This is a genomic window from Sphingobacterium sp. E70 (assembly GCF_019285695.1).
Classification (GTDB): domain Bacteria; phylum Bacteroidota; class Bacteroidia; order Sphingobacteriales; family Sphingobacteriaceae; genus Sphingobacterium; species Sphingobacterium detergens.
This window is the reverse complement of the sequence record NZ_CP079104.1, coordinates 3,689,740-3,709,303: the sequence shown is the minus strand read 5'-3', so window position 1 is coordinate 3,709,303 and position 19,564 is coordinate 3,689,740. Positions and strand designations below refer to the sequence as shown.

At 38.6% G+C, this 19,564-nt stretch carries 21 protein-coding genes, 1 tRNA gene and 8 pseudogenes; 17 read left to right on the top strand and 13 right to left on the bottom strand.

Annotation, left to right across the window (positions count from 1 at the left end):
• Positions 1-118 precede the first annotated feature (118 nt).
• From KUH03_RS26080 to KUH03_RS26045, 8 genes and pseudogenes are all read right to left on the bottom strand, one after another.
• Positions 119-582, bottom strand: a pseudogene (locus KUH03_RS26080) (DUF4292 domain-containing protein).
• A gap of 14 nt (positions 583-596) precedes the next feature.
• Positions 597-758 carry a DUF4292 domain-containing protein gene (locus KUH03_RS26075; protein ID WP_257087444.1) on the bottom strand — a complete coding sequence of 54 codons (162 nt, stop codon included), beginning with the start codon at positions 756-758 and terminating at the stop codon, positions 597-599.
• Positions 755-919, bottom strand: coding sequence for a hypothetical protein (locus KUH03_RS26070; protein WP_257087443.1), 165 nt, complete (start codon positions 917-919; stop codon positions 755-757). The genes KUH03_RS26075 and KUH03_RS26070 overlap by 4 nt, the downstream gene beginning before the upstream one ends.
• On the bottom strand, positions 909-1,334 hold the full coding sequence (locus KUH03_RS26065) for a M48 family metallopeptidase (RefSeq protein WP_257087442.1): 426 nt from the start codon (positions 1,332-1,334) through the stop codon (positions 909-911). The genes KUH03_RS26070 and KUH03_RS26065 overlap by 11 nt, the downstream gene beginning before the upstream one ends.
• Before the next feature lie 19 nt (positions 1,335-1,353).
• Positions 1,354-1,506: a hypothetical protein gene (locus KUH03_RS26060; protein ID WP_257087441.1), complete on the bottom strand. Its 153-nt coding sequence runs from the start codon at positions 1,504-1,506 to the stop codon at positions 1,354-1,356.
• Entirely contained in the window at positions 1,496-1,783 is a 288-nt protein-coding gene (locus tag KUH03_RS26055) for a hypothetical protein (protein WP_257087440.1), read from the bottom strand. The genes KUH03_RS26060 and KUH03_RS26055 overlap by 11 nt, the downstream gene beginning before the upstream one ends.
• Complete coding sequence (locus KUH03_RS26050) at positions 1,780-2,079, bottom strand: hypothetical protein (RefSeq protein WP_257087439.1); 300 nt, start codon at positions 2,077-2,079, stop codon at positions 1,780-1,782. Before KUH03_RS26050 ends, KUH03_RS26055 begins: the two co-directional genes overlap by 4 nt.
• Positions 2,076-2,591, bottom strand: a complete 516-nt coding sequence (locus tag KUH03_RS26045; RefSeq protein ID WP_257087438.1) for a hypothetical protein — start codon at positions 2,589-2,591, stop codon at positions 2,076-2,078. Before KUH03_RS26045 ends, KUH03_RS26050 begins: the two co-directional genes overlap by 4 nt.
• A gap of 268 nt (positions 2,592-2,859) precedes the next feature.
• On the opposite strand from KUH03_RS26045, the pseudogene rplM reads away from it, so the two are divergent.
• The 7 genes and pseudogenes from rplM to KUH03_RS26015 all read left to right on the top strand — a co-directional run bounded on the left by rplM (position 2,860) and on the right by KUH03_RS26015 (position 7,697).
• Positions 2,860-3,302 (top strand): annotated as a pseudogene (rplM, locus tag KUH03_RS26040) (50S ribosomal protein L13).
• An 11-nt stretch (positions 3,303-3,313) separates the two neighbouring features.
• Positions 3,314-3,700 (top strand): 30S ribosomal protein S9, encoded by a 387-nt coding sequence (rpsI, locus tag KUH03_RS26035; protein ID WP_077437656.1) that lies wholly within the window; start codon positions 3,314-3,316, stop codon positions 3,698-3,700.
• Positions 3,701-3,718: 18 nt separating this feature from the next.
• Positions 3,719-4,515, top strand: a pseudogene (rpsB, locus tag KUH03_RS26030) (30S ribosomal protein S2).
• A 196-nt stretch (positions 4,516-4,711) separates the two neighbouring features.
• Positions 4,712-5,547 (top strand): annotated as a pseudogene (gene tsf / locus KUH03_RS26025) (translation elongation factor Ts).
• 336 nt (positions 5,548-5,883) lie between these two features.
• Positions 5,884-6,207: an SDR family NAD(P)-dependent oxidoreductase gene (locus tag KUH03_RS46740; RefSeq protein WP_306429173.1), complete on the top strand. Its 324-nt coding sequence runs from the start codon at positions 5,884-5,886 to the stop codon at positions 6,205-6,207.
• A gap of 104 nt (positions 6,208-6,311) precedes the next feature.
• Positions 6,312-6,748 (top strand): annotated as a pseudogene (locus tag KUH03_RS49175) (SDR family oxidoreductase).
• A gap of 124 nt (positions 6,749-6,872) precedes the next feature.
• Positions 6,873-7,697 (top strand): AraC family transcriptional regulator, encoded by an 825-nt coding sequence (locus KUH03_RS26015; protein ID WP_257087437.1) that lies wholly within the window; start codon positions 6,873-6,875, stop codon positions 7,695-7,697.
• Here the strand turns inward: KUH03_RS26015 and KUH03_RS26010 are convergent.
• Positions 7,694-7,954, bottom strand: coding sequence for a hypothetical protein (locus KUH03_RS26010; protein WP_120262242.1), 261 nt, complete (start codon positions 7,952-7,954; stop codon positions 7,694-7,696). The genes KUH03_RS26015 and KUH03_RS26010 overlap by 4 nt on opposite strands.
• 291 nt (positions 7,955-8,245) lie before the next feature.
• Here KUH03_RS26010 and KUH03_RS26005 point away from each other — a divergent pair, with 291 nt between their 5' ends.
• From KUH03_RS26005 to KUH03_RS25990, 4 genes are all read left to right on the top strand, one after another.
• The gene (locus KUH03_RS26005; protein WP_257087436.1) at positions 8,246-8,548 is read left to right on the top strand and encodes a hypothetical protein; all 303 of its coding nucleotides are present in this window, start codon (positions 8,246-8,248) and stop codon (positions 8,546-8,548) included.
• Positions 8,549-8,660: 112 nt separating this feature from the next.
• Entirely contained in the window at positions 8,661-9,437 is a 777-nt protein-coding gene (locus tag KUH03_RS26000; protein ID WP_257087435.1) for an ABC transporter ATP-binding protein, read from the top strand.
• Between the two features lie 191 nt (positions 9,438-9,628).
• Positions 9,629-10,312 (top strand): hypothetical protein, encoded by a 684-nt coding sequence (locus KUH03_RS25995; RefSeq protein WP_257087434.1) that lies wholly within the window; start codon positions 9,629-9,631, stop codon positions 10,310-10,312.
• A gap of 298 nt (positions 10,313-10,610) precedes the next feature.
• Positions 10,611-11,102 (top strand): hypothetical protein, encoded by a 492-nt coding sequence (locus tag KUH03_RS25990; protein WP_257087433.1) that lies wholly within the window; start codon positions 10,611-10,613, stop codon positions 11,100-11,102.
• Between the two features lie 63 nt (positions 11,103-11,165).
• Here KUH03_RS25990 and KUH03_RS25985 read toward each other — a convergent pair whose 3' ends face one another.
• The 4 genes from KUH03_RS25985 to KUH03_RS25970 all read right to left on the bottom strand — a co-directional run bounded on the left by KUH03_RS25985 (position 11,166) and on the right by KUH03_RS25970 (position 13,859).
• On the bottom strand, positions 11,166-11,996 hold the full coding sequence (locus tag KUH03_RS25985; RefSeq protein ID WP_257087432.1) for a hypothetical protein: 831 nt from the start codon (positions 11,994-11,996) through the stop codon (positions 11,166-11,168).
• 53 nt (positions 11,997-12,049) lie between these two features.
• Positions 12,050-12,556: a peptide-N-glycosidase F-related protein gene (locus KUH03_RS25980; RefSeq protein WP_257087431.1), complete on the bottom strand. Its 507-nt coding sequence runs from the start codon at positions 12,554-12,556 to the stop codon at positions 12,050-12,052.
• Positions 12,557-12,609: 53 nt separating this feature from the next.
• On the bottom strand, positions 12,610-12,933 hold the full coding sequence (locus KUH03_RS25975; protein WP_257087430.1) for a hypothetical protein: 324 nt from the start codon (positions 12,931-12,933) through the stop codon (positions 12,610-12,612).
• An 852-nt stretch (positions 12,934-13,785) separates the two neighbouring features.
• A tRNA-Met gene (locus KUH03_RS25970) sits at positions 13,786-13,859 on the bottom strand.
• 65 nt (positions 13,860-13,924) lie between these two features.
• Between KUH03_RS25970 and KUH03_RS25965 the strand changes: the two genes are divergently transcribed.
• The 6 genes and pseudogenes from KUH03_RS25965 to KUH03_RS46725 all read left to right on the top strand — a co-directional run bounded on the left by KUH03_RS25965 (position 13,925) and on the right by KUH03_RS46725 (position 19,417).
• Positions 13,925-14,302 (top strand): START-like domain-containing protein, encoded by a 378-nt coding sequence (locus KUH03_RS25965; protein WP_120262237.1) that lies wholly within the window; start codon positions 13,925-13,927, stop codon positions 14,300-14,302.
• Positions 14,303-14,403: 101 nt separating this feature from the next.
• Complete coding sequence (locus KUH03_RS25960) at positions 14,404-15,888, top strand: LptF/LptG family permease (RefSeq protein WP_257087429.1); 1,485 nt, start codon at positions 14,404-14,406, stop codon at positions 15,886-15,888.
• Between the two features lie 72 nt (positions 15,889-15,960).
• Positions 15,961-17,174 (top strand): annotated as a pseudogene (locus KUH03_RS25955) (bifunctional 3,4-dihydroxy-2-butanone-4-phosphate synthase/GTP cyclohydrolase II).
• A 248-nt stretch (positions 17,175-17,422) separates the two neighbouring features.
• On the top strand, positions 17,423-17,836 hold the full coding sequence (locus KUH03_RS49170; protein WP_373564844.1) for a thiol-disulfide oxidoreductase DCC family protein: 414 nt from the start codon (positions 17,423-17,425) through the stop codon (positions 17,834-17,836).
• A gap of 195 nt (positions 17,837-18,031) precedes the next feature.
• Positions 18,032-18,319, top strand: a pseudogene (locus KUH03_RS25950) (aldehyde dehydrogenase family protein); the annotation flags it as partial.
• A 31-nt stretch (positions 18,320-18,350) separates the two neighbouring features.
• Positions 18,351-19,417: pseudogene (locus KUH03_RS46725) on the top strand (NAD-dependent succinate-semialdehyde dehydrogenase).
• Positions 19,418-19,564: the final 147 nt, after the last annotated feature.

Genomic DNA, 19,564 nt, shown 5'->3' with positions numbered 1-19,564 from the left:
TTAAAGTTCATTTACAGTACTATTTATTTAGTGTTTGCTCCTTTCCTAACCCCATTTTTTCATTTACAATAGCAAACTAAATGCGAAAGTAATAAATCTAATGGAAATAGATAACTTCTTATCGGATTACTTTATATCGCGATGACACTGAAAAAGGCATTTCAACAGGTTCATTAAATGTCACTTTGTTAAAATTAATCTCTGTTTTTATCTCCTGACGTCCATCTGAAATAATCATTTTTAGCAGCATCGGAAATTCCTGACCGGAAGCCATTGCATATTCCCCATAATTTGCTTCCAACAGTTGTTTTTGGACAACTGTGACAGCCTGAACTGGTAGGGGCGATTATTGTTGTTCAGTTTATATAAGAAATCAAGTTCATTCAGTTTTCCATCCAACTGCACAGAATTTGGATCTTGTTTAAAATTCACCGCATCGATATCTGACAGTAGATTAACGGATATATTCGCCAAAAGTAAATCCTGTAGGTTAGAAAAAGTAAGATCAGGGCTTGCGAAACGATAGAGATAGTCGAATGGTTTGACCATATACTCATTCTGAAACTTATTCAGAATCTGCACACTATCCGGCGTAATTAAAACCCGGGCAACTTCAATTCAAGGGTTGCTGAAATCGAAATCCAGATCCTTTTATCCTTTTCGATCCGGATATTGGAGGTAACATCAAACTTATCCTTACCCAGATCGAGACGCATTTTTGCCTTTCCGGAAAACGTCGAATAGCTTAAATTGGTCAAAAAAGATTACGCAGTGTCGCTTTCTTTGCTTCACGTGTATTGTCTTTAATAACCAGTTCATTCTCTGATTTGAGATCTGCTCCTTTCAACAGTTTCTTTTTGGAGCTACAAGAAGAAAGCAAAGTCACCAGAATACCTACCCAAACAATTTTATTCCACATAGCTTTTTGTCTCAATCTTCCTTTTTACTTTTTGTTTACTTTCATCAGAATCCAGACCTTTTTCCAGTGCTAGATTCCATTGTTTGAGCGCTTCGCCGGTCTTACCCAATTTGACCAAAATATCACCATAATGCTCAAGTAAAACTGCTGTTGGTGGATTTGTATTTTTCATGGCTTTTTGAATCCAAACCAGTGCATCCTCATATTTACCGTCAGCAAATAAAACCCAAGCATAGGTATCTTCAAATGTTCCGTTGTTGGGTTGCAATTTAGTAGCCATTGCTGCATATTTTGTCGCTTCGTCCAGTCGCTCTTTTCTTAACGATAAATAGTACGCTAAATTGTTCATGGCAGTCACATTTGTGCTGTCCAATCGAATCGCCTCCATATAGGCAGCATCCGATTCTTTATACATCTTTAATGTATTGTAGATATCACCCAGTCCCCATAGATATTCGCTTGTAAAAAGGAGTTTCATCCTGCGCATTATTCAATGCCGCCTCCATAAACTTACGGCTATTCTCTGTATCCTTTTTCATCAGGTAGGCCATACTTGTGAAATAGAGTATGGTAGAATTATTGGCCACATAATGTAGGGCTTCCCCCATGGGCTATAGCTTGATCAAATTCTCCTTTATCCATATCCAGACTCATCAACATCCGCCACGCATCGATCTGATAAGGATTCATACTTACAGCCACTGCCAACGAGCTTTGTGCAGCTGTTTTATCTTCGTTCAGCCACAACACCTGCCCTTTGGCCATATGGCTCTCTGCAATCCGCGGGTGCACCTCTACTAAAATATTGGCTAATTCCAAAAGCTGCGCATTGGAATAGGGACTCTTAGGTCCCATCAAGGTCATGATAATTCTATTTTTGTCTCCGAAATCAATCTTTTGGATTGAAATCCTTTTCTTAATGCATCAAATGATAATTTGTTTTTCTTATCTAACCGGTACAGGTCGGCCAAATCAAAATAAAGGAAGTCCTCCTGCGAAGTTTGAATACCCTTATTGATATATTCCAATGCAAGTTTTGAGTTTTTAGAAAGATTATAAGCCTGAGCCAATTGTCCGTATACCTGAGCTAATTTGGTACCTTTATCAGCCCAAGGTTTCAGGAGACCGATTACAGCATTGTAGTCTCCAGCATCATTCAACAGTACACTCCCACCATATCAAGCGTATCGGAAGGGGTTTCGATTTCTTTTGTTTTAAGAAAATATTCGAGCGCTACGTCTTTATATCCGCCATTAAAAAGGAGCATGATACGTTCACGCTTCAATGAAGCTGTGTTATTTTCATCTATGTTGATCAATTTATCCAGATAGATCAGCGCGCTATCCGCATCATTTTTGCTTTTAAAGGCATCGACTGCGAAGCTTAGATACTCAGGTTTCTGTTGAATTCCTAGGGCTGCCTTTATGGCATCTATCGCAGCATCTTGATTTCGCATTTGGGCAAAAAGGATAGCCTTTGTGAAATAGATTTCATCTGCTTTTGGGTAATCCGCTAATATGGCATCTAAAGAATCTACACCAGGGCCGATTTTCCCTTGCTTTAATATTTCCTGTACATTTTTGAGCCGCGCATCGTAGGGTTTGCTCTTCTTCTCCAATGACTGGGCCTGCACTAGGCCGACTGTACCAAAAAGAAATCCGACAAAACCCAAAACAACTCGTTTATCTAAAAAATTCAATCTCATCTACTTCCACTAAATAATTAAAAATTCTTCCTGCAATATACTAACTAATGTAACAATATTCCTTCGAGGAAGTTGTAAAAATATTGAGATTGGCCCATCCAGTTAGAAACTTAGCTCGTTTTCAATAAAATAAGTGAAATAGATTTTAAAATATAGAATAATAGATGTACCTTTGCAGACCCTTGTGATAAGGGGAAGATAAATAAAAATTTACAAATTATTTAAACAAAAGCAAGTGAATACGTTAAGTTACAAAACTGTCTCTGCCAACAAGAACACCGTTAACAAAGAGTGGATCGTTGTTGACGCTGAAGGAGAGATTTTGGGGCGTTTGGCGAGCAACATCGCGAAAGTAATTCGTGGTAAGCACAAGCCTACATTCACCCCACACGTAGACTGTGGAGATAACGTTATTGTTATCAATGCAGACAAAATTAGATTGACAGGAAACAAATTAGGCGACAAAGTTTACGTACGCTACACTGGATACCCAGGTGGTCAACGTTTCGTTTCTCCTAAAGAGTTAATGGCAAAATTCCTGAGCGCATCATTGAGAAAGCTGTTCGCGGTATGCTTCCTAAAAACCGTTTAGGTCGTCAATTGTTTAAAAACCTTTACGTTTATGCTGGTACTGAGCACAAACATGAAGCACAAAGTCCAAAACCAGTTAAATTTTAAGGAACATCGACATGTCAACAACTAACACTTCAGGAAGAAGAAAAACTGCTGTTGCCCGCATTTACTTAACTGCTGGTAGCGGAAACATTATCATAAACGGTAAAGACTACAAAGAGTATTTCCCGACATTACCTTTGCAATACATCGCTACTCAATCATTGAGCGTAGCGGGTGAATTAGCAAACTTTGATGTAAAAGTAAACGTTAACGGAGGTGGTGTTAAAGGTCAAGCAGAAGCTGTTCGCCTAGCGATCGCAAAAGCTTTGGTTGAGCTTAACCCAGAAGTTAAACCTGCATTACGCGCTAAAGGTTTAGTAACACGTGATGACCGTATGGTTGAACGTAAGAAACCAGGACGTCGTAAAGCTCGTAGAAGATTCCAATTCAGTAAACGTTAATCAAAGGAGGATCAAAAAATGGCAAGAACTACTTATCAAGATTTATTGGATGCAGGTGTGCACTTTGGTCACCTTACACGTAAATGGGATCCGAAAATGGCTAAGTACATTTTCATGGAGCGCAACGGTATCCACATCATTGACTTGAACAAAACTCTTACGAAATTAGAAGAAGCTGCTTCAGCTATCAAACAAATCGTAAAATCAGGTCGCAAAGTTTTATTCGTTGCAACGAAAAAACAAGCAAAAGAAATCATCGCACAACAAGCTAAAGAGGTTAACATGCCTTTTGTGACTGAGCGTTGGTTAGGTGGTATGCTTACAAACTTCGCTACAGTTCGTAAGTCTATCAAAAAAATGTCTAACATCGACAAAATGCAAAAAGACGGTACTTATGATGTATTGTCTAAGAAAGAAAAGTTGATGATTCAACGTGAGCGTATCAAATTAGAAAACCTTTTAGGAGGTATCGCTGATTTGAATCGTTTGCCAGCTGCTTTATTCATCATCGATGTGAAAAAGAACACATCGCTGTTTCTGAAGCAATGAAATTGAACATCCCTACTTTCGCGATGGTAGATACAAACTCTGACCCTTCAAACATTGATTTCCCAATCCCTGCAAATGATGACGCTAGTAAATCTATTAGCTTAATCGCAAGCATCATTGGTCAAGCAATCCAAGAAGGTTTGGACGAGCGCAAACGCGACAAAGAAGAAGAAGCTGAAAAAGATGCTGCTGCTGCAAAAGCAAAAGTTGACAATAGTGAAGCTTCAGAAGCTAAACGTCCTCGCAAAGCGAAAGACGGAGAATAATATTTTTATTCCAAACCGGATAGCGTAGCGTTAGTTTCTGGAAAAGATTACTTTTCTTGAACTAGCCTATCTGTCCGGTTTTTGGTTTAACAGCTCCCGATTATCAAGGAATGTTAAACTTCATATTAGCTTAACATGTTTTAAGTTAATATTGTACAAAATTTTCAGTAGTAAACAATAATAAAAAGAAATAAACATGTCAGTACAAATTTCTGCATCAGATGTAAACAAATTGCGTCAACAAACTGGCGCTGGTATGATGGATTGTAAAAAGCTTTGGTTGAGTCTAATGGTGACTTTGAAGCTGCTGTAGATTACTTGCGCAAAAAAGGCGCTAAAGTAGCTGCTAGCCGTCAAGATCGCGACTCTAACGAAGGTGTTATCATCGCTAAAGCAACTGCAGATGGTAAATCAGGTATCGTAGTTGAAGTAAACTGTGAAACTGACTTCGTAGCTAAAAACTCAGATTTCGTAGCTTTCGCAGAAAAAATCGCAGACCTAGCGTTGAACAACAAACCTGCTTCTTTGGAAGAATTGAAAGGTTTGGAAATTGATGGCAAGAAAATCGCTGATGCTTTGATCGAGCAAACTGGTGTAATCGGTGAGAAAATTGACGTTTCTAAATACGAAACTATCACTGCAGAGAAAGTAATCGCTTATATCCACGGTAACTACCGTTTAGGTGTATTAGTAGGTCTTTCTGCTGACGCAGCTGGTGCTGAAGAAGCTGGTAAAGATGTTGCTATGCAAATCGCAGCGATGAACCCTATCGCAATCGATAAAGACGGTGTTGATCAAAACACAATTGAGCGTGAAATCGCTATCGCAAAAGAGCAAATCATTGCAGAAGGTAAACCAGCAGAGATGGCTGAGAAAATCGCTCAAGGTAAATTGAACAAATTCTTCAAAGACACTACGTTGTTGAACCAAGAATTTGTAAAAGATTCTTCTAAAAATATCGCTCAATTCTTAGATTCAGTTTCTAAAGGATTGACAGTAACTGCTTTCAAACGCGTACAATTAGGCGCATAAGCATATTTCCTTTCTAGCAATAGATCGAAAAAAATAAAAACAGGGACTATTGACAAAATAGTCCCTGTTTTTATTTTTATAGGCGGTCAACCTCGTACAGTCCCATTCTCCTATTATTTGTTACTATCTCTCCGTTCCCCATCATTCCCGCTTTCCCAATAATTTATCTTCATCTTCCTTATGTTTGCCTAGCATTTGTTACGACCCTCAGGTTCCCTTATCATCCTATTAGCCCTCTCCTATCATTTACCACAATCACCTCCCTGTCTTTCATCCATCACTTTTATTTTCATTCAAATTTATGTAACTTAATCATACATAAAAACGAAACAAGATATGGGCATGTTAAAAGAAGGTGCACTAAAAGGCAAACGCATTCTAATTACAGGTGGTGGTACTGGGCTAGGAAAAGCGATGACTGATTATTTCCTAGAGCTGGGTGCTTCGTGCTTGATCAGCAGCCGAAAGGATGATGTGATTCAACATACAGCAAAAGAACTATCCCAAAAACACCAAGGCACATGCCTGGCCATAGCTGGAGATGTACGTAATTATGAAGATGTCGAGCGTGTAGTAGCTTATGGCTACGAACAATTGGGGGATCGACATCCTAATCAACAATGCTGCAGGAAATTTTATATCCCCTACCGAGCGGCTTAGTCATCGTGCTTTTGAGTCTGTCATCGGAATTGTACTTCAGGGTAGTATAAATTACATTAGCATTGGGCAAACGTTGGATTGAAAATAAGGACCAAAATAAAACGGTGCTTAGCATTGTAACGACTTACGCATGGACAGGATCTGGTTATGTTGTTCCTTCCGCGACAGCCAAGGCTGGTGTATTGGCTATGACAAGATCCCTTGCTGTTGAATGGGGAAAAAAAGGAATACGTTTAAATGCAATTGCCCCGGTCCGTTTCAGACCTCAGGTGCCATGGAACGCCTACTACCAGGTGAATTAGGAGAACTACTATCTCCTACGAAACGGATTCCCTTAGGACGTTTGGGTCAATTAGACGAGCTGGCTGATCTTGCGGCGTATCTTGTATCGGATTATTCCAGCTACATTAATGGCGATGTCATAACAATAGATGGTGGAGAATGGTTAAAAGGCGCAGGAGAATTTAATGGTCTGGATATTATTCCTGAAGAACAATGGGATAATATCGAAAAAATGACGCGAAGTGCAAAAAGTACTTAGTCCTATTTCTGGAACCTACAACAGCACATTGTTTTCTTTAAGAAGTCAAAAGATATAATCAAAATAACGATATTTGGCTGTCATATCGATTATCATTCGATAAAACAAAATTTACAAGTACACAATGAATTTATCCTTTCTCCCCGAAAAAATCAAACATAAGCAAAAGATTGATCTAAGCGAACTAGGTTTTGATTTTGCATTGGCTTATATTTCGGAAGGCACGTTGGTATCAAAAAACAATGGTGCAAAATTTCTCAAAGAAAATCTGCTCTTCCTGAATACCGCTTCAGAAATACTTGAAAGTAAGAAAGATTCAAGTGTATTTATTTTATATTTTTCAAGCCATTACTTTAAAGATCTGCATCATATACAACAAAATTTTTGCTTATCTTACAATCCTCAGGATATTTTCAATTCAGAAACACTACGCAATAAAAGCCTGTCCCTTAAAAAGGAGAATAGAAAATTAATAGAAAAAGTAATCTCCTTAATCTATCAACAGGGAGAATCTGAAAATGCAGCGACCTCTACCTTTGTCTTTCATCAAGTGATGTCACTCTTTGCATTAATTGAAAATATATTAAAAGATCTGGATCTTCCGATCAATGAGTCCCGTGACATGTCTCAAGAAATAGAAGCTTATATCCAACAAAACATCTATTTCCCAGACAAGCTACAAATAAAAAATATAGCTGATCATTTTCAGATTTCGGCCAATTACTTCGGCGCCTTTTTTAAGAAAAAATACCAGAAAAGTTATAAACTGTATATAGACGATATTCGTACCCAACTTATCGAAGAAAGGTTGGCATCGAGCCAATACAGCATGAAACAGATTGTGGATGAACTAGGTTTTAACGATGAAAGTCACCTGACCAACTTTTATAAGAAAAAGAGAAATATAACCCCAAGTGCTTATAAAAAATCTAGAAAAACAGTCAGCTAGTTGTCAAGTTGAATGACACCATTGAGGTCATTATTTAGCGAACGTTGGATCGCTTCGTCGAGAATCAATATCTTCTGACCCTGGAGTGTACGTTCTTGTCCGCTACTGGTATTTGTCTGTGTCGAATTGAATGATTCCAATTTCATAGGGAAATAAATTGGGTTCTCATCTTCTGAACGCCCGATGGTCAATAAGATATTATACCCCTGTAGGCGCAAACTCTGTAATGTCTGATAATTTAAACGCTTGAAAATCATAATGGCCAAGATTTACTGTTACTATTAGTAACAATGATGTTTTCAATTTGTTTGCATTATCAGATAGAATTTTATGCCTTTATGATCACTATTTTAGCGAATTTATCAATTGCTAAAAAAATATACTACATCCGGAGTCTTCTGATATTTTTTAAAACTTTTCACGCTGCTGCCTGTTGTATTATTGAAGATAAATCATAGGATTATGGCTAGCACGGAAGACAAAAGACGAAGGGAAAAGTCGAAGCTGACTACTCTGATTCGGAGCAAAATCTAGCTTATAACAAAGATATGGACAGTTATGAGCTGGATGTGGACGATAATGATCCCGATTACGATCATCCGGCAAATTATGACACACTATCCGAAGGTGCAATAGATGATGACTCTACTTATGATAATTCAAATCCTTTTGTCGGAGATGAATACGCTGATCGTGAAAATTTAGAGGAAGATGAGTTAGAGGATGCACATATGCGAATCGAAAGTTTCAAGCACAATCGACTATCCCCTTTAGATAAAAAGCTGGCCCAAAATGAAGAAGATCTCAGAGATGATCTTGATGAAGAAGGATATCCAAAAAATGACAGGTAGTTTTCCAATTATAAAATAGTTTTGAAAGGAGTCTTAGGACTCCTTTTTTCTGAATAAATAAAGCCCGCAACTCTATATTTTTATGTAAGTTTACGTTAGAAGATTTAAATATATGGAAGGTTTGTTGCCGCTCATTCGTATCATTGACCTAAGAAAATCATACGGAACAAAAGAAATTTTAAAGGGAATCAATCTGGATATATTTCCAGGTCAGGTCATTGGCTATATAGGTCCCAATGGTGCAGGAAAGTCTACCACGGTCAAAATATTGACCGGATTGATTGAAGATTTCACCGGTAAAGTTGAGATCAATGGTATCGATATTCAAAAGGATCCCCTTTCCATAAAATCTCAACTCGGGTATGTTCCTGAAAATGCGGAACTTTACGAAGTATTGACCCCAATGGAATATCTCGATTTTGTCGGAAAATTATATGGTATGGAGGATCATACGATCCAGGAACGTTCCCTCAAATTATTAAGCGCATTCGGTCTAGCCGTAAATGCAAATAATAGAATGGATACCTTTTCCAAAGGTATGCGTCAGAAGGTGCTCCTTATATCCGGTATTATCCATAATCCGCAGATCATCATCCTGGATGAGCCCCTGTCTGGGCTAGATGCCAATGCGGTAATCTTCGTGAAGGAACTCATATCATTACTCGCCAAAGAAGGTAAGACTATTTTTTACTGCTCACACATGATGGATGTCGTTGAAAAAGTATCCGATCGAATCCTCCTGATCAGTCAGGGGAGTATTATTGCGGATGGAACGATTGACGAATTGAAGTCAAATCCCAACGAATCACTTGAGCACATATTTGCAAAATTAACCAATACCGACAACGATGCATTGGATGCATCTGACATCATCACCGCTATTCAATAATATGGAAAGATATATCTTACGATTTATTCTTCTATTTAGGGAGTATGGGAAAATTTGGGAGTAAACTTTGCACAGTTTAAAATTATTTTAGAGACTAAAGTTACCTAGATAACAGAAAGCCAATCACATTTAAGAAACGGAATACAGGAAAGTCTTCCTCTTCGTCCTCTATTATACAGTTTATCTTGTATATGATCATTGGTTTGATGTTCATGGTTATTCTAATTCTAATTCCGGATCGCTACTTAGCTCTTTCAATTATGCTACTTTGTTTTATCAGCATGCTGAGCATTACATTAGTGTCGGACTTTTCGCCCATACTTTTGGATACCAGGGATCAATACATCATTATGCCCAAGCCGGTCAACGATCGAACGATAGCATTATCGCGAATAACATTTATTGCCATTAAACTTTTCAATCAGGTCATTGCATTATGCTTGCCACTTTTAATCTATGTGTTCTTCAACTGGGATATTATCGCCATTTTTCTACTGGTTGTACAACTGCTATTAAGCACACTTGTAGCATTGGTATTCGTCAACGGCTTCTATCTAATAAGCATCAAATATCTACCCATCCAAAAATTTAAAGACATTATTACCTATCTACAAATTGGGCTTTCAATGATCATTTTTTTAGCCTATTACCTTGGCCCCAATCTGATTCAAACAATCGTTGAGTCTCAATTGACCATTGAACAGCTCAAATTCCTTTGGTTATTTCCCAGTACCTGGATTGCTTCTTTTCAATCTCTGCTTTTGGGTGACCATAGTCTACAGATCATCCTATTTTCTGTTTTGGGTATAGCTGTTCCGCTCTTTGGGATCTATGCTTGTACACAGTTGTTTTCTAGGGTTTTAACGCAAAAATAGCCGCTCTAGCCAGTGCAGATGCACCTTTACCTGAATCAACAAAAGTGATTTCGCAAAACCTCACAAAACGCCCTTTATATAAAAAATTAGGAACAAAGCTGTGCTCATCTCCTCTTGAAGAGGCTGGGTTTAGTATTGTATGGCTTATAAGTTCAAAAACAAGGGAATTTAAGCAGCAGCTTTACCCCTCTTTGGCCTATTTACCCATCTATTTTGTATTTCTATTTTTACGGACTGGTGAAGGCTTGCCGACAAGAGAAAAACTGGTTAAGTTAGGGAATCTGGCTTATATATTGTTATGTTTTACCTCTCACTACTAACCATATTGACTGTATTTCAGCTGATCACACAGAGCAATAAATATAAGGCCGCTTGGATCTATTATGTCACGCCAATAGATCGTCCGGGACAATTTATGACCGGTGTACTTAAAGCATGTCTTATTAAATACGTACTACCATTTAATGTTCTATTTCTTTGCATTTGTGTTCCTCTATTCGGTATCAGCTCCATAAATGACTTATTGCTTTCGTCGGCTGTTGGCGGAATAGAAAGTATCTTGATCATGCTCTTTCTCGTAAAAAACTACCCTTTTTCCAAAGCGAGTCAATCCAGTTCCAAAGCACTGGTCAACTTATTGATCTTAGGTTTACTCGGACTTTTGGGCTATCTTCATAAAGTTATCTTTCAGTATGAACTATTGATTTGGGGCTGGCAGTACTCGGCTGGATATTGTTTTTTATCATGCTCAAATATTTACAAAAGAGGATTGGAAAAGCCTGGCCTTTGATGATAATTAAGAAATTACCATGAATACACAGGCTCCAGAAAATGGGGCCTGTGTATTTCACGACTACTTTTTATTGATCCGTCCTTTAAACTGACTGATACCATCCATAAAAGCTTCTACAATTATCCTTCCTTTAGGAAGATGATTAAGATCATAGTTGAATATTGCATTCTTAACAGCTTTATATTCATGCTTTTGCCATAGCACACCGTCAACCTTTATCCGCACGGTCATATCGCTCTGCTTATTGGATACCACATTTAACTGCGTTTGGTCAACCACCGATCTTGGATACAGGGAGAATGCATATTGAGCCTTTGTTGTATCCATTTCAAATCCCGGAACAGCCTTAAAACTAAACATTTCACCCACTCCACAATCACTTTCAAATGCATGAATAAGGTTTCCTTTCAGGTCGAAGATGCGAAGATAACCATCTCCGTTTTCGGGTTGTGCCCAAAACTGTAGTCCATTTCCAGCGGTATCTATTAGGCGAAAGGAGTAATTGCCTGCAGCAAGGCGTATCGTATCAGTATAAAGCGTGAGCGCAGTCAACTGTGCTGCCTTCTTTTGGAAAACGGTATCCTGCTGAGCATTTATTAAAGAAATACTATTGTCTTGAGGTGCTTTATTTGTAAGAAATTTCACAACAAATTCATTGGGAAATTTCTCTGGTGCTGTAAAAACAACGTCCATTTCATTGTCTTCTGACCATGCATCTTTCTTACCATTCGGTTTGATAAGCGCCACATGAAAGACATTTTCACCATCTTTTTCCTGAATTTCCCCTGGTAGCAATACATCTGCCACTTGATTAAAAGAAAGATTTCCCTTCCAATGAAATGTTTTAGCAGGAAATCCCTTAGTTCCATACACAATTGTAAGCGAATGCAACGGATCTGCCCCGAGGTTTCTGAAAGATATCCGTGGGCCAGAACTGGCTGGGTTTAATCTCGAAAACGTTGCTCGTCGTTTGGTACCATAATAGATTCAACGGCTGCATCTATTTTTTGCTTGGGTTTCGAATAATGAAACAAGTAAGCTGAGATATTTTCAACCGCCTGTATATTGCTTGAAGCAGTATAGGGTTCCATTCGCAGTGCTGCAGTATGCTGGCCCGGCTTTGTGAATATATCGATTACATCAGGTTGCTGCAGATCACCGGGACACCAATACGCCCGGTCAAAGATCCATGTCCCGCCTTGCGGGTATAAAGGGTTATCGCCACACTTTTTCCACATATCCCGCAGGTCAACGACCTTTCCGTCGAGCATGAGTTCACGCCATCGTGTACAAAACTCACTGCAACCACGAGGTTTGTCCATACCATGTCCTGTATGCTGAATACGTATACGGCTTAAGGCTGCTTGCCCAAGCGATTCGTAAGTTACCGGCAATAAATTCTCCTCTATCTTCTCGTTGGGATCGCCATATTTATAGCCCTTATTCCACAAAGGTGTTATACCAAGAGGTGTAACAACTGGAGGTCCTGATAGAATTTCGAAATCTATGCTAAGTGCCCAACCGACTGTTTTATCCTCAAAACCCGAGTGTACATATACAATCTCAACGCTATCTCGCAAAAAGGAGCAAAGTCAGTCACATCCACCTGCCATTTCCAGTTCCACCCTTTGTTGTAAATACTCCCATAAGGGGTAAGCATCCGGCCCAATTCATAATTCAGCGCCTTTCCTTTCGCTCCTCCTTTGCGTCTCAACACGATATGATCCAGATAATCCCAATGTGCAGTGTTTAAGCTATCAGGACTTCCCAAAGTGACATGCATGGTTATTTTTCTTACGGGGTATTCGGCCTTGGGAAATACCCCCATGCTGGATAAGGATTTTCACCCTTAGCAGCATCACAAATAATAGTAGTACGGTTGTGCGTGACAACATGGCTTATTGCTTTCTTTTGCGCAATAGCATGATAACCGATGATAAGCCACACTAGAATAAGAATAGGTCTGAAATTCATTATAGTAAAAAATAATAGGTAAGAAACCGCATAAATATACATGAATTTAATGTCACAACCTATCATCAGGATGCATCAGGCGTGATATACGTGGGAATTGTGTTACAAAACAAAGCTTGATCGCCAACATATGGTCATTGCTAGGCAACCTTTAGGGTGAAATCGCATTGTATAACATAAGATCACTAACACGTAATCCAGCGGATCCTTTAGTACCCAAGTGTTAGAGCCTAAACAAGAGACACTCTTAAAGAAAATTCCCAAAAAATGCTGTGCTAATCTAAGGTTATTTCAAAAATGGTTCAAAAAAAAGGAAAATCTGTATTAGACTTTCCTTTTTATAGTAGGGGAGCAGGATCGAACTGCCGACCTCAGGGTTATGAATCCTGCGCTCTAACCATCTGAGCTACCCCGCCGTTTCGGTATGCAAATATACCACTTCGCCTGTCAATTCAAAAGATTTTTTTTTTTTTTAGCGATTTATCCTATTCAAAAATCATTATAACACACAACAAACTCATTCTTAACGAAGTAAAATAGCGTTTCCGTTAAGAAAAAATTCGGGATAAGATTTGGACGATTTTAATTTCAAATATTTGCGAAAAAGCCTCCAACTTTTCACAAAAAAACTTGCAATAACAAAATAAATATGTATTATTACAAATAATAAGTTTATGCAATAAAAAGCAAAATGGGAAGAGATTTGTAGCGGGGAGCAGAATCGAACTGCCGACCTTTGGGTTATGAATCCAACGCTCTAACCATCTGAGCTACCCCGCCATTTTGGGAATGCAAATATAGCTTATTTTTGATTTAAACAAACTAAAATTTAAAAAAACATTTTTATGGCAGATAAAATAAAATTCCAACTAGAATATATCATCAACTCTTCACCTAGAATTTTATTTCCGTATTTGCAAGAACCAAACGAACTGGCACAATGGTTTGCAGACGATGTAAACTACAAAGACACTGTTTACACCTTCATTTGGGACGATGAACCGCATCGCGCAAAAATCGTTGCATCAAAAGAAAACAAATCAGTGCGTTTTAAGTGGCTCGATGATGATCCTTATTTCTTTGATCTAGAGATCGATCAAGATGAGCTGACAAACGACGTCGCACTTAAAATTATAGATTTTGCTAAAGAAGAGGACTTGGAAAACAGAAAATTAATCTGGAAAAATTCAATCGTCTATCTTCAAAGTGTTATAGGTGCATAAAAAAACCTATCTTTGCAATATATTTTCACCAAGGGCTCTAAAAGAGCTCCTTGGCTGGAAGATGCTTTAATGTAAAGGCATCAATTTGCTTAGCGTCACGGATGAAAAAGGTTCATTTACTTATTCTTCAAGCTTTCATTAAACCATTCATTGTCACATTTTTTATTGTGATGTTTGTGTTATTGATGCTTTTCCTATTTAAATACATCGATGATTTGATCGGAAAAGGATTTGAATGGTACACCATTATGGAGCTTATTGGGTATCAATGCATTGTTCAAATTCAAATGGCGATGCCCTTATCCATGTTATTGTCTTCCATTATGACCTTTGGAAACTTGGGGGAAAGCTATGAGCTTGTGGCCATCAAAGCAGCAGGCGTATCTTTACGCAAAGCCATGACTCCTCTATTTATACTTGTGGCAATTTTTGCTACGAGTTCCTTTCTATTTTCCGATTACATTTTACCAGTGGTCAACCTAAAAATGGGCACCTTGCTGACAGATGTACGGAATAAAAAGGCTGACTTTCTGATCAAACCCGGCATTTTCAACAATACGATTCCAGGATACTCCATTCGTGCAAGAGGCAAAAATAAGGAAGGAACGATTCTCTATGACTTAATGATCTATGATCATCGAGGTGGTAATACAGCCAACAATGTGCTAATGGCAAAAGAAGGGTACATTTATAACTCACCGGACAATAGTTATATGATCCTCAAATTGAAGGACGGTATACGCTATGAAGAGTCGCGCACAAAGAACTCGAAAACTTACGATCCACGTCAGCAATTTACACGATTTAAGTTTAAGGAAACAGAACAGAAGTTCGACATGGGTAGCTTTCAACAAGGTAAAACAGATGAAAGTCTTTTCAAGAGCCATCATGCGATGTTAAATCTTAGGCAACTGGATATGTACATTGACTCCAACCATATTAAAATCGACAGTATGGGTAAAGCAATTACAAGAACTCTTGATACGCGCTATAATATCTATTCGAAGTATTTCAGTGCAAATCAACCTGGCCTGCCAAAGGTAAAAGAAGCGAAGATCAAACCTTATAAAGATTTAGTAGCGGATCTTGTACCTCCTGAACAACGGACACAGATCACCATGAATGCCCTGAGCCAGCTAAACTATTTAAAAGAGGATCTCAACAGCCGCACCCTTGAATTTAAAGATTACAAAACAAAAGATATACGTTATCGCATTGAATGGCATAGAAAGTTCACATTGGCCGTATCTTGTCTACTGCTATTTGCCATTGGAGCGCCTTTAGGTGCCATTATTAGAAAGGGAGGTCTCGGACTCCCGGTCGTTATGGCCATTATCTTTTTCTTAATCTATCATATCATCTCTACAGTGTCGGAAAAAACGGCTAAAGATGGTGCTATATCTTCGGCTGTAGGTATGTGGATGGCTATTATCATATTAACTCCCCTTGCTGCATTTTTAACCTATAAATCGACTACAGATTCGGCTTTGTTTGATATTGATCAGTACAAATTAAAAGCAGAAGCGGCCTGGAAATGGATCAAAGAGAAATTTGGTAAAAAGAATAAATTAAAGGAGTCACATTAGATTTGTGACAACGCCATTATAAATAAAATTAGATTCTACACTAACTTTGTATCAATACAATATAACAATTAAATGGAATTCAAATTAAACACGATCGAAGAAGCGATCGCTGATATACAAGCAGGAAAAGTAGTTATCGTCGTAGATGACGAAGATCGTGAAAATGAAGGTGATTTTATCACCGCAGCCCGCAACGCAACTCCCGAAATTATCAACTTTATGGCAACTCATGGCCGGGGTTTGGTATGTGCTCCTATCACCAAGGAAAGAGCAGATGCTTTGCATCTTGACCTGATGGTGGGGCAAAATACAGCGGTCTATGAAACTAATTTTACCGTTTCTATTGACTTACAAGGATACGGTTGTACAACAGGGATCTCTGCTTCTGATCGTTCAAAGACGATCAAGGCAATGATAGACCCAAATATTCACTACGAAGAGTTGGGTAGACCTGGTCATATCTTTCCATTGATTGCTAAAGATGGTGGTGTACTACGTCGTACAGGACATACCGAAGCAACTGTTGACCTTGCTCGTCTGGCAGGTTTTGAACCAGCAGGTGTATTGGTCGAGATCTTAAAAGAAGATGGTGAAATGGCTAGACTACCAGAATTAATGGAAGTAGCCAAAAATTTGATTTAAAAATCATCAGTATTGAGGACCTTATTGAATACCGTTTAAAACACGATTCATTGATTAATGAAGAGGTGACTGTCAATATGCCTACACAATATGGTGATTTTCAAATGAAAGCCTTTACTCAAAAAGATACTGGTGAACAACATCTTGCCCTTTATAAAGGTGAGTGGAATGAAGATGAACCTATTCTTGTTCGTGTACATAGCTCCTGTGTGACCGGTGATATTTTTGGATCTTGCCGTTGTGATTGTGGACCTCAGCTTCATAAAGCGATGGAGATGATCCAAAACGAAGGAAAAGGTGTGATTGTCTATATGAATCAGGAAGGCCGTGGTATTGGACTGATCAATAAATTGCACGCTTACAAATTACAAGAGAATGGTTTGGATACCGTTGATGCCAATGCCCAACTTGGATTTAAAGCTGATTTGAGAGACTATGGTGTTGGTGCACAAATCCTTAGAAATCTAGGGGTAACAAAAATGCGTTTGATGTCCAATAACCCAACAAAACGTGCAGGATTGGTCGGCTATGGGCTGGAAATCGTAGAAAACGTTCCTATTGAAATCACCGCGAACCCCTACAACGAGGAATATTTACGAACAAAAAGGGATCGTATGGGACATACCATTATGAAGAACTTGTAATAAAGATCAAAAAGAATATTTCAGAAGCGGTGTTTTCATAGAAACACCGCTTTTTTATGAAAGTTTCTATTTTTTATTGATTCGTATTTTTCGCTAAGGGTATCAATGAACTCACTATGCTCGGTTTATTGGCCAGAAAAAAACTTCAATAGATTTTCATTGCTGTCGATGCTCGTGAAAGCATGAAGGTTTTATAAAAGATGTGATGTTATCATGGCAGTTCTTTCAGTAAATAGAAGTAACTTTATATTAATGAATACGCAAGGGAAACATATCATCTTTTTGACGGTGATTGCTTAGTTTGTAATCGTTTTGTTCAAATCCTATTGAAAATAGACTCAAATAATAGGCTTCTATTTAGTTCCTTACAGTCTGACTTCGCTAAAAATAATTTACACTCTATTCCAAAAAATATAGATTCTATTGTTTATATATCTCCTAGCGGTACTTATATAAAGAGTGAAGCCATATTGAATATCTGCAAAACATTGGGTCTTCCCTATTCAATCGTCTATTTTCTCAAAATACTACCAAAAAGTGGCGGGACTTGGGCTACGACTATTTTGCAAAAAATCGCTACAAATGGTTTGGAACAAATAAGTATTGCGCAGTTCCCAACGAACAGCAACGGAAAAAATTCGTCTAAGCAAAGTTTCCCGTAAAATTGCTTGTTTGCGAAACAATAGGCGATAGAATATTGTTCCAAAAGCAGCTGATGTACCAAATAATCCAAGGTAATATATCAGCAAGTATAAATAAATACAGGTCACAAACAGCAGCAATGGCTTGTAAAAAACAAAAATAATAATTCCAATGAAAAATCCACTTTTAATTGACAGAGCCTATATAAACGGAAAATTTATCACATCAAAAACACATTTGATGTTGTCAACCCCGCCACTGGAAAAACAATTGCAGCTTTACCCGATCTGAAAGTTACAGATTGTACAAAAGCCATACAAGCGGCTGACAAAGCCTGGAAAAGCTGGAAAAATACAACAATTTCGGAACGATGTCTTATTGTTCGCAATTGGTACAATCTCATTCAACAAAATAAAGACCTACTTGCTGAAATTATGACACTTGAGAGTGGAAAACCGCTCAATGAGTCGAAAGTAGAAGTAGATTACGGGAATTCATTTGTTGAATGGTTTGCCGAGGAGGGTAAGAGAGCCTATGGGGAAACGATTCCCGCTCAGAAAAAAAGGGGTAAGAATGATGACAATCCGACAAGGTGTCGGGGTCGTTGCGGCAATTACGCCCTGGAATTTCCCTTTGGCCATGATCACCCGAAAGGTCGCTCCGGCGCTTGTAGCGGGCTGTACGGTAGTCCTCAAACCCGCATCCCAAACACCTTTATCCGCAATCGCATTGGTCAAACTCGCCGAAGAAGCAGGTCTGCCAAAAGGAGTCTTTAATGTCATTACCGGAAAGGATAGTGCTGGTATCGGAAAGGAACTTGCCACAAATGATCTTGTCCGTAAAATTTCTTTTACAGGCTCTACTGAGGTCGGTAGGACGTTGATCGAACAATCAGCCTCAAACATTAAGAAAGTCTCCATGGAACTCGGCGGAAATGCTCCATTCCTTGTATTTAGTGACGCAGATATTGACGCCGCAGTGGAAGGTGCTATTGCTGGTAAGTTCGAAACTCCGGACAAACTTGCGTTTCTATCAACCGCTTCTTAGTCCAAGAAGACGTCTACGACGAATTCGCTACAAAATTAGCCCGTGCTGTGGGTCAATTAAAGGTGGGCAATGGACTCGACAAAGGTGTTCAGGTAGGGCCATTGATCAATGCCAAAGGTTTAGAAAAAGTACAGCATCATGTTCAAGATGCTTTGAATCACGGGGCAGAATTGGCCGCTGGTGGACATGTGATCAAAGGTCTGTTTTTCCAACCTACAGTCCTTACCAATATCCCTAAAGAGGCACTGATATTTCACGAAGAAACTTTTGGCCCAGTTTGCGCATTGTTTAGTTTCAAAACAGAAGAAGATGGTATAGCCATGGCCAATCACACCGAATTTGGCCTTGCCTCCTATTTCTACAGTACCAATATCAATCGCTGCTTTCGTGTGGCGGAACAACTTGAGGCAGGTATGGTAGGTGTTAACACAGGATTAATATCGAATGCTACAGCTCCTTTTGGTGGGGTAAAACAATCTGGCGTCGGTCGTGAAGGATCAAAACATGGACTCGATGAATACATGGAATTGAAGTATATCTGTTTCGCGGAATAGATACGATATAGCTGAGGTTACATTTTACTGAAATAGGCTATTTGCACTATACAACCATCGTTGGTATGACACAAATAGCCTATTTATACAGGTAATTCTTATTCTTAATCACTCTTTCTTGGCAATGAAACCAAAAGATAAATTTCA

Excerpts from the sequence above, each read along its gene's own strand:
- KUH03_RS26000 (WP_257087435.1), top strand. The coding sequence starts at position 8,661 with ATGGAAGGTTTGTTGCCGCTCATTCGTATCATTGACCTAAGAAAATCA.
- KUH03_RS26065 (WP_257087442.1), bottom strand. The coding sequence starts at position 1,334 with ATGTATAAAGAATCGGATGCTGCCTATATGGAGGCGATTCGATTGGAC.
- KUH03_RS46740 (WP_306429173.1), top strand. The coding sequence starts at position 5,884 with ATGGGCATGTTAAAAGAAGGTGCACTAAAAGGCAAACGCATTCTAATT.
- KUH03_RS26070 (WP_257087443.1), bottom strand. The coding sequence starts at position 919 with ATGTGGAATAAAATTGTTTGGGTAGGTATTCTGGTGACTTTGCTTTCT.
- KUH03_RS25975 (WP_257087430.1), bottom strand. The coding sequence starts at position 12,933 with ATGGGGGTATTTCCCAAGGCCGAATACCCCGTAAGAAAAATAACCATG.
- KUH03_RS25960 (WP_257087429.1), top strand. The coding sequence starts at position 14,404 with ATGAAAAAGGTTCATTTACTTATTCTTCAAGCTTTCATTAAACCATTC.
- rpsI (WP_077437656.1), top strand. The coding sequence starts at position 3,314 with ATGTCAACAACTAACACTTCAGGAAGAAGAAAAACTGCTGTTGCCCGC.
- KUH03_RS26005 (WP_257087436.1), top strand. The coding sequence starts at position 8,246 with ATGGACAGTTATGAGCTGGATGTGGACGATAATGATCCCGATTACGAT.
- KUH03_RS25995 (WP_257087434.1), top strand. The coding sequence starts at position 9,629 with ATGATCATTGGTTTGATGTTCATGGTTATTCTAATTCTAATTCCGGAT.
- KUH03_RS25965 (WP_120262237.1), top strand. The coding sequence starts at position 13,925 with ATGGCAGATAAAATAAAATTCCAACTAGAATATATCATCAACTCTTCA.
- KUH03_RS26015 (WP_257087437.1), top strand. The coding sequence starts at position 6,873 with ATGAATTTATCCTTTCTCCCCGAAAAAATCAAACATAAGCAAAAGATT.
- KUH03_RS25990 (WP_257087433.1), top strand. The coding sequence starts at position 10,611 with ATGTTTTACCTCTCACTACTAACCATATTGACTGTATTTCAGCTGATC.
- KUH03_RS26055 (WP_257087440.1), bottom strand. The coding sequence starts at position 1,783 with ATGACCTTGATGGGACCTAAGAGTCCCTATTCCAATGCGCAGCTTTTG.
- KUH03_RS26010 (WP_120262242.1), bottom strand. The coding sequence starts at position 7,954 with ATGATTTTCAAGCGTTTAAATTATCAGACATTACAGAGTTTGCGCCTA.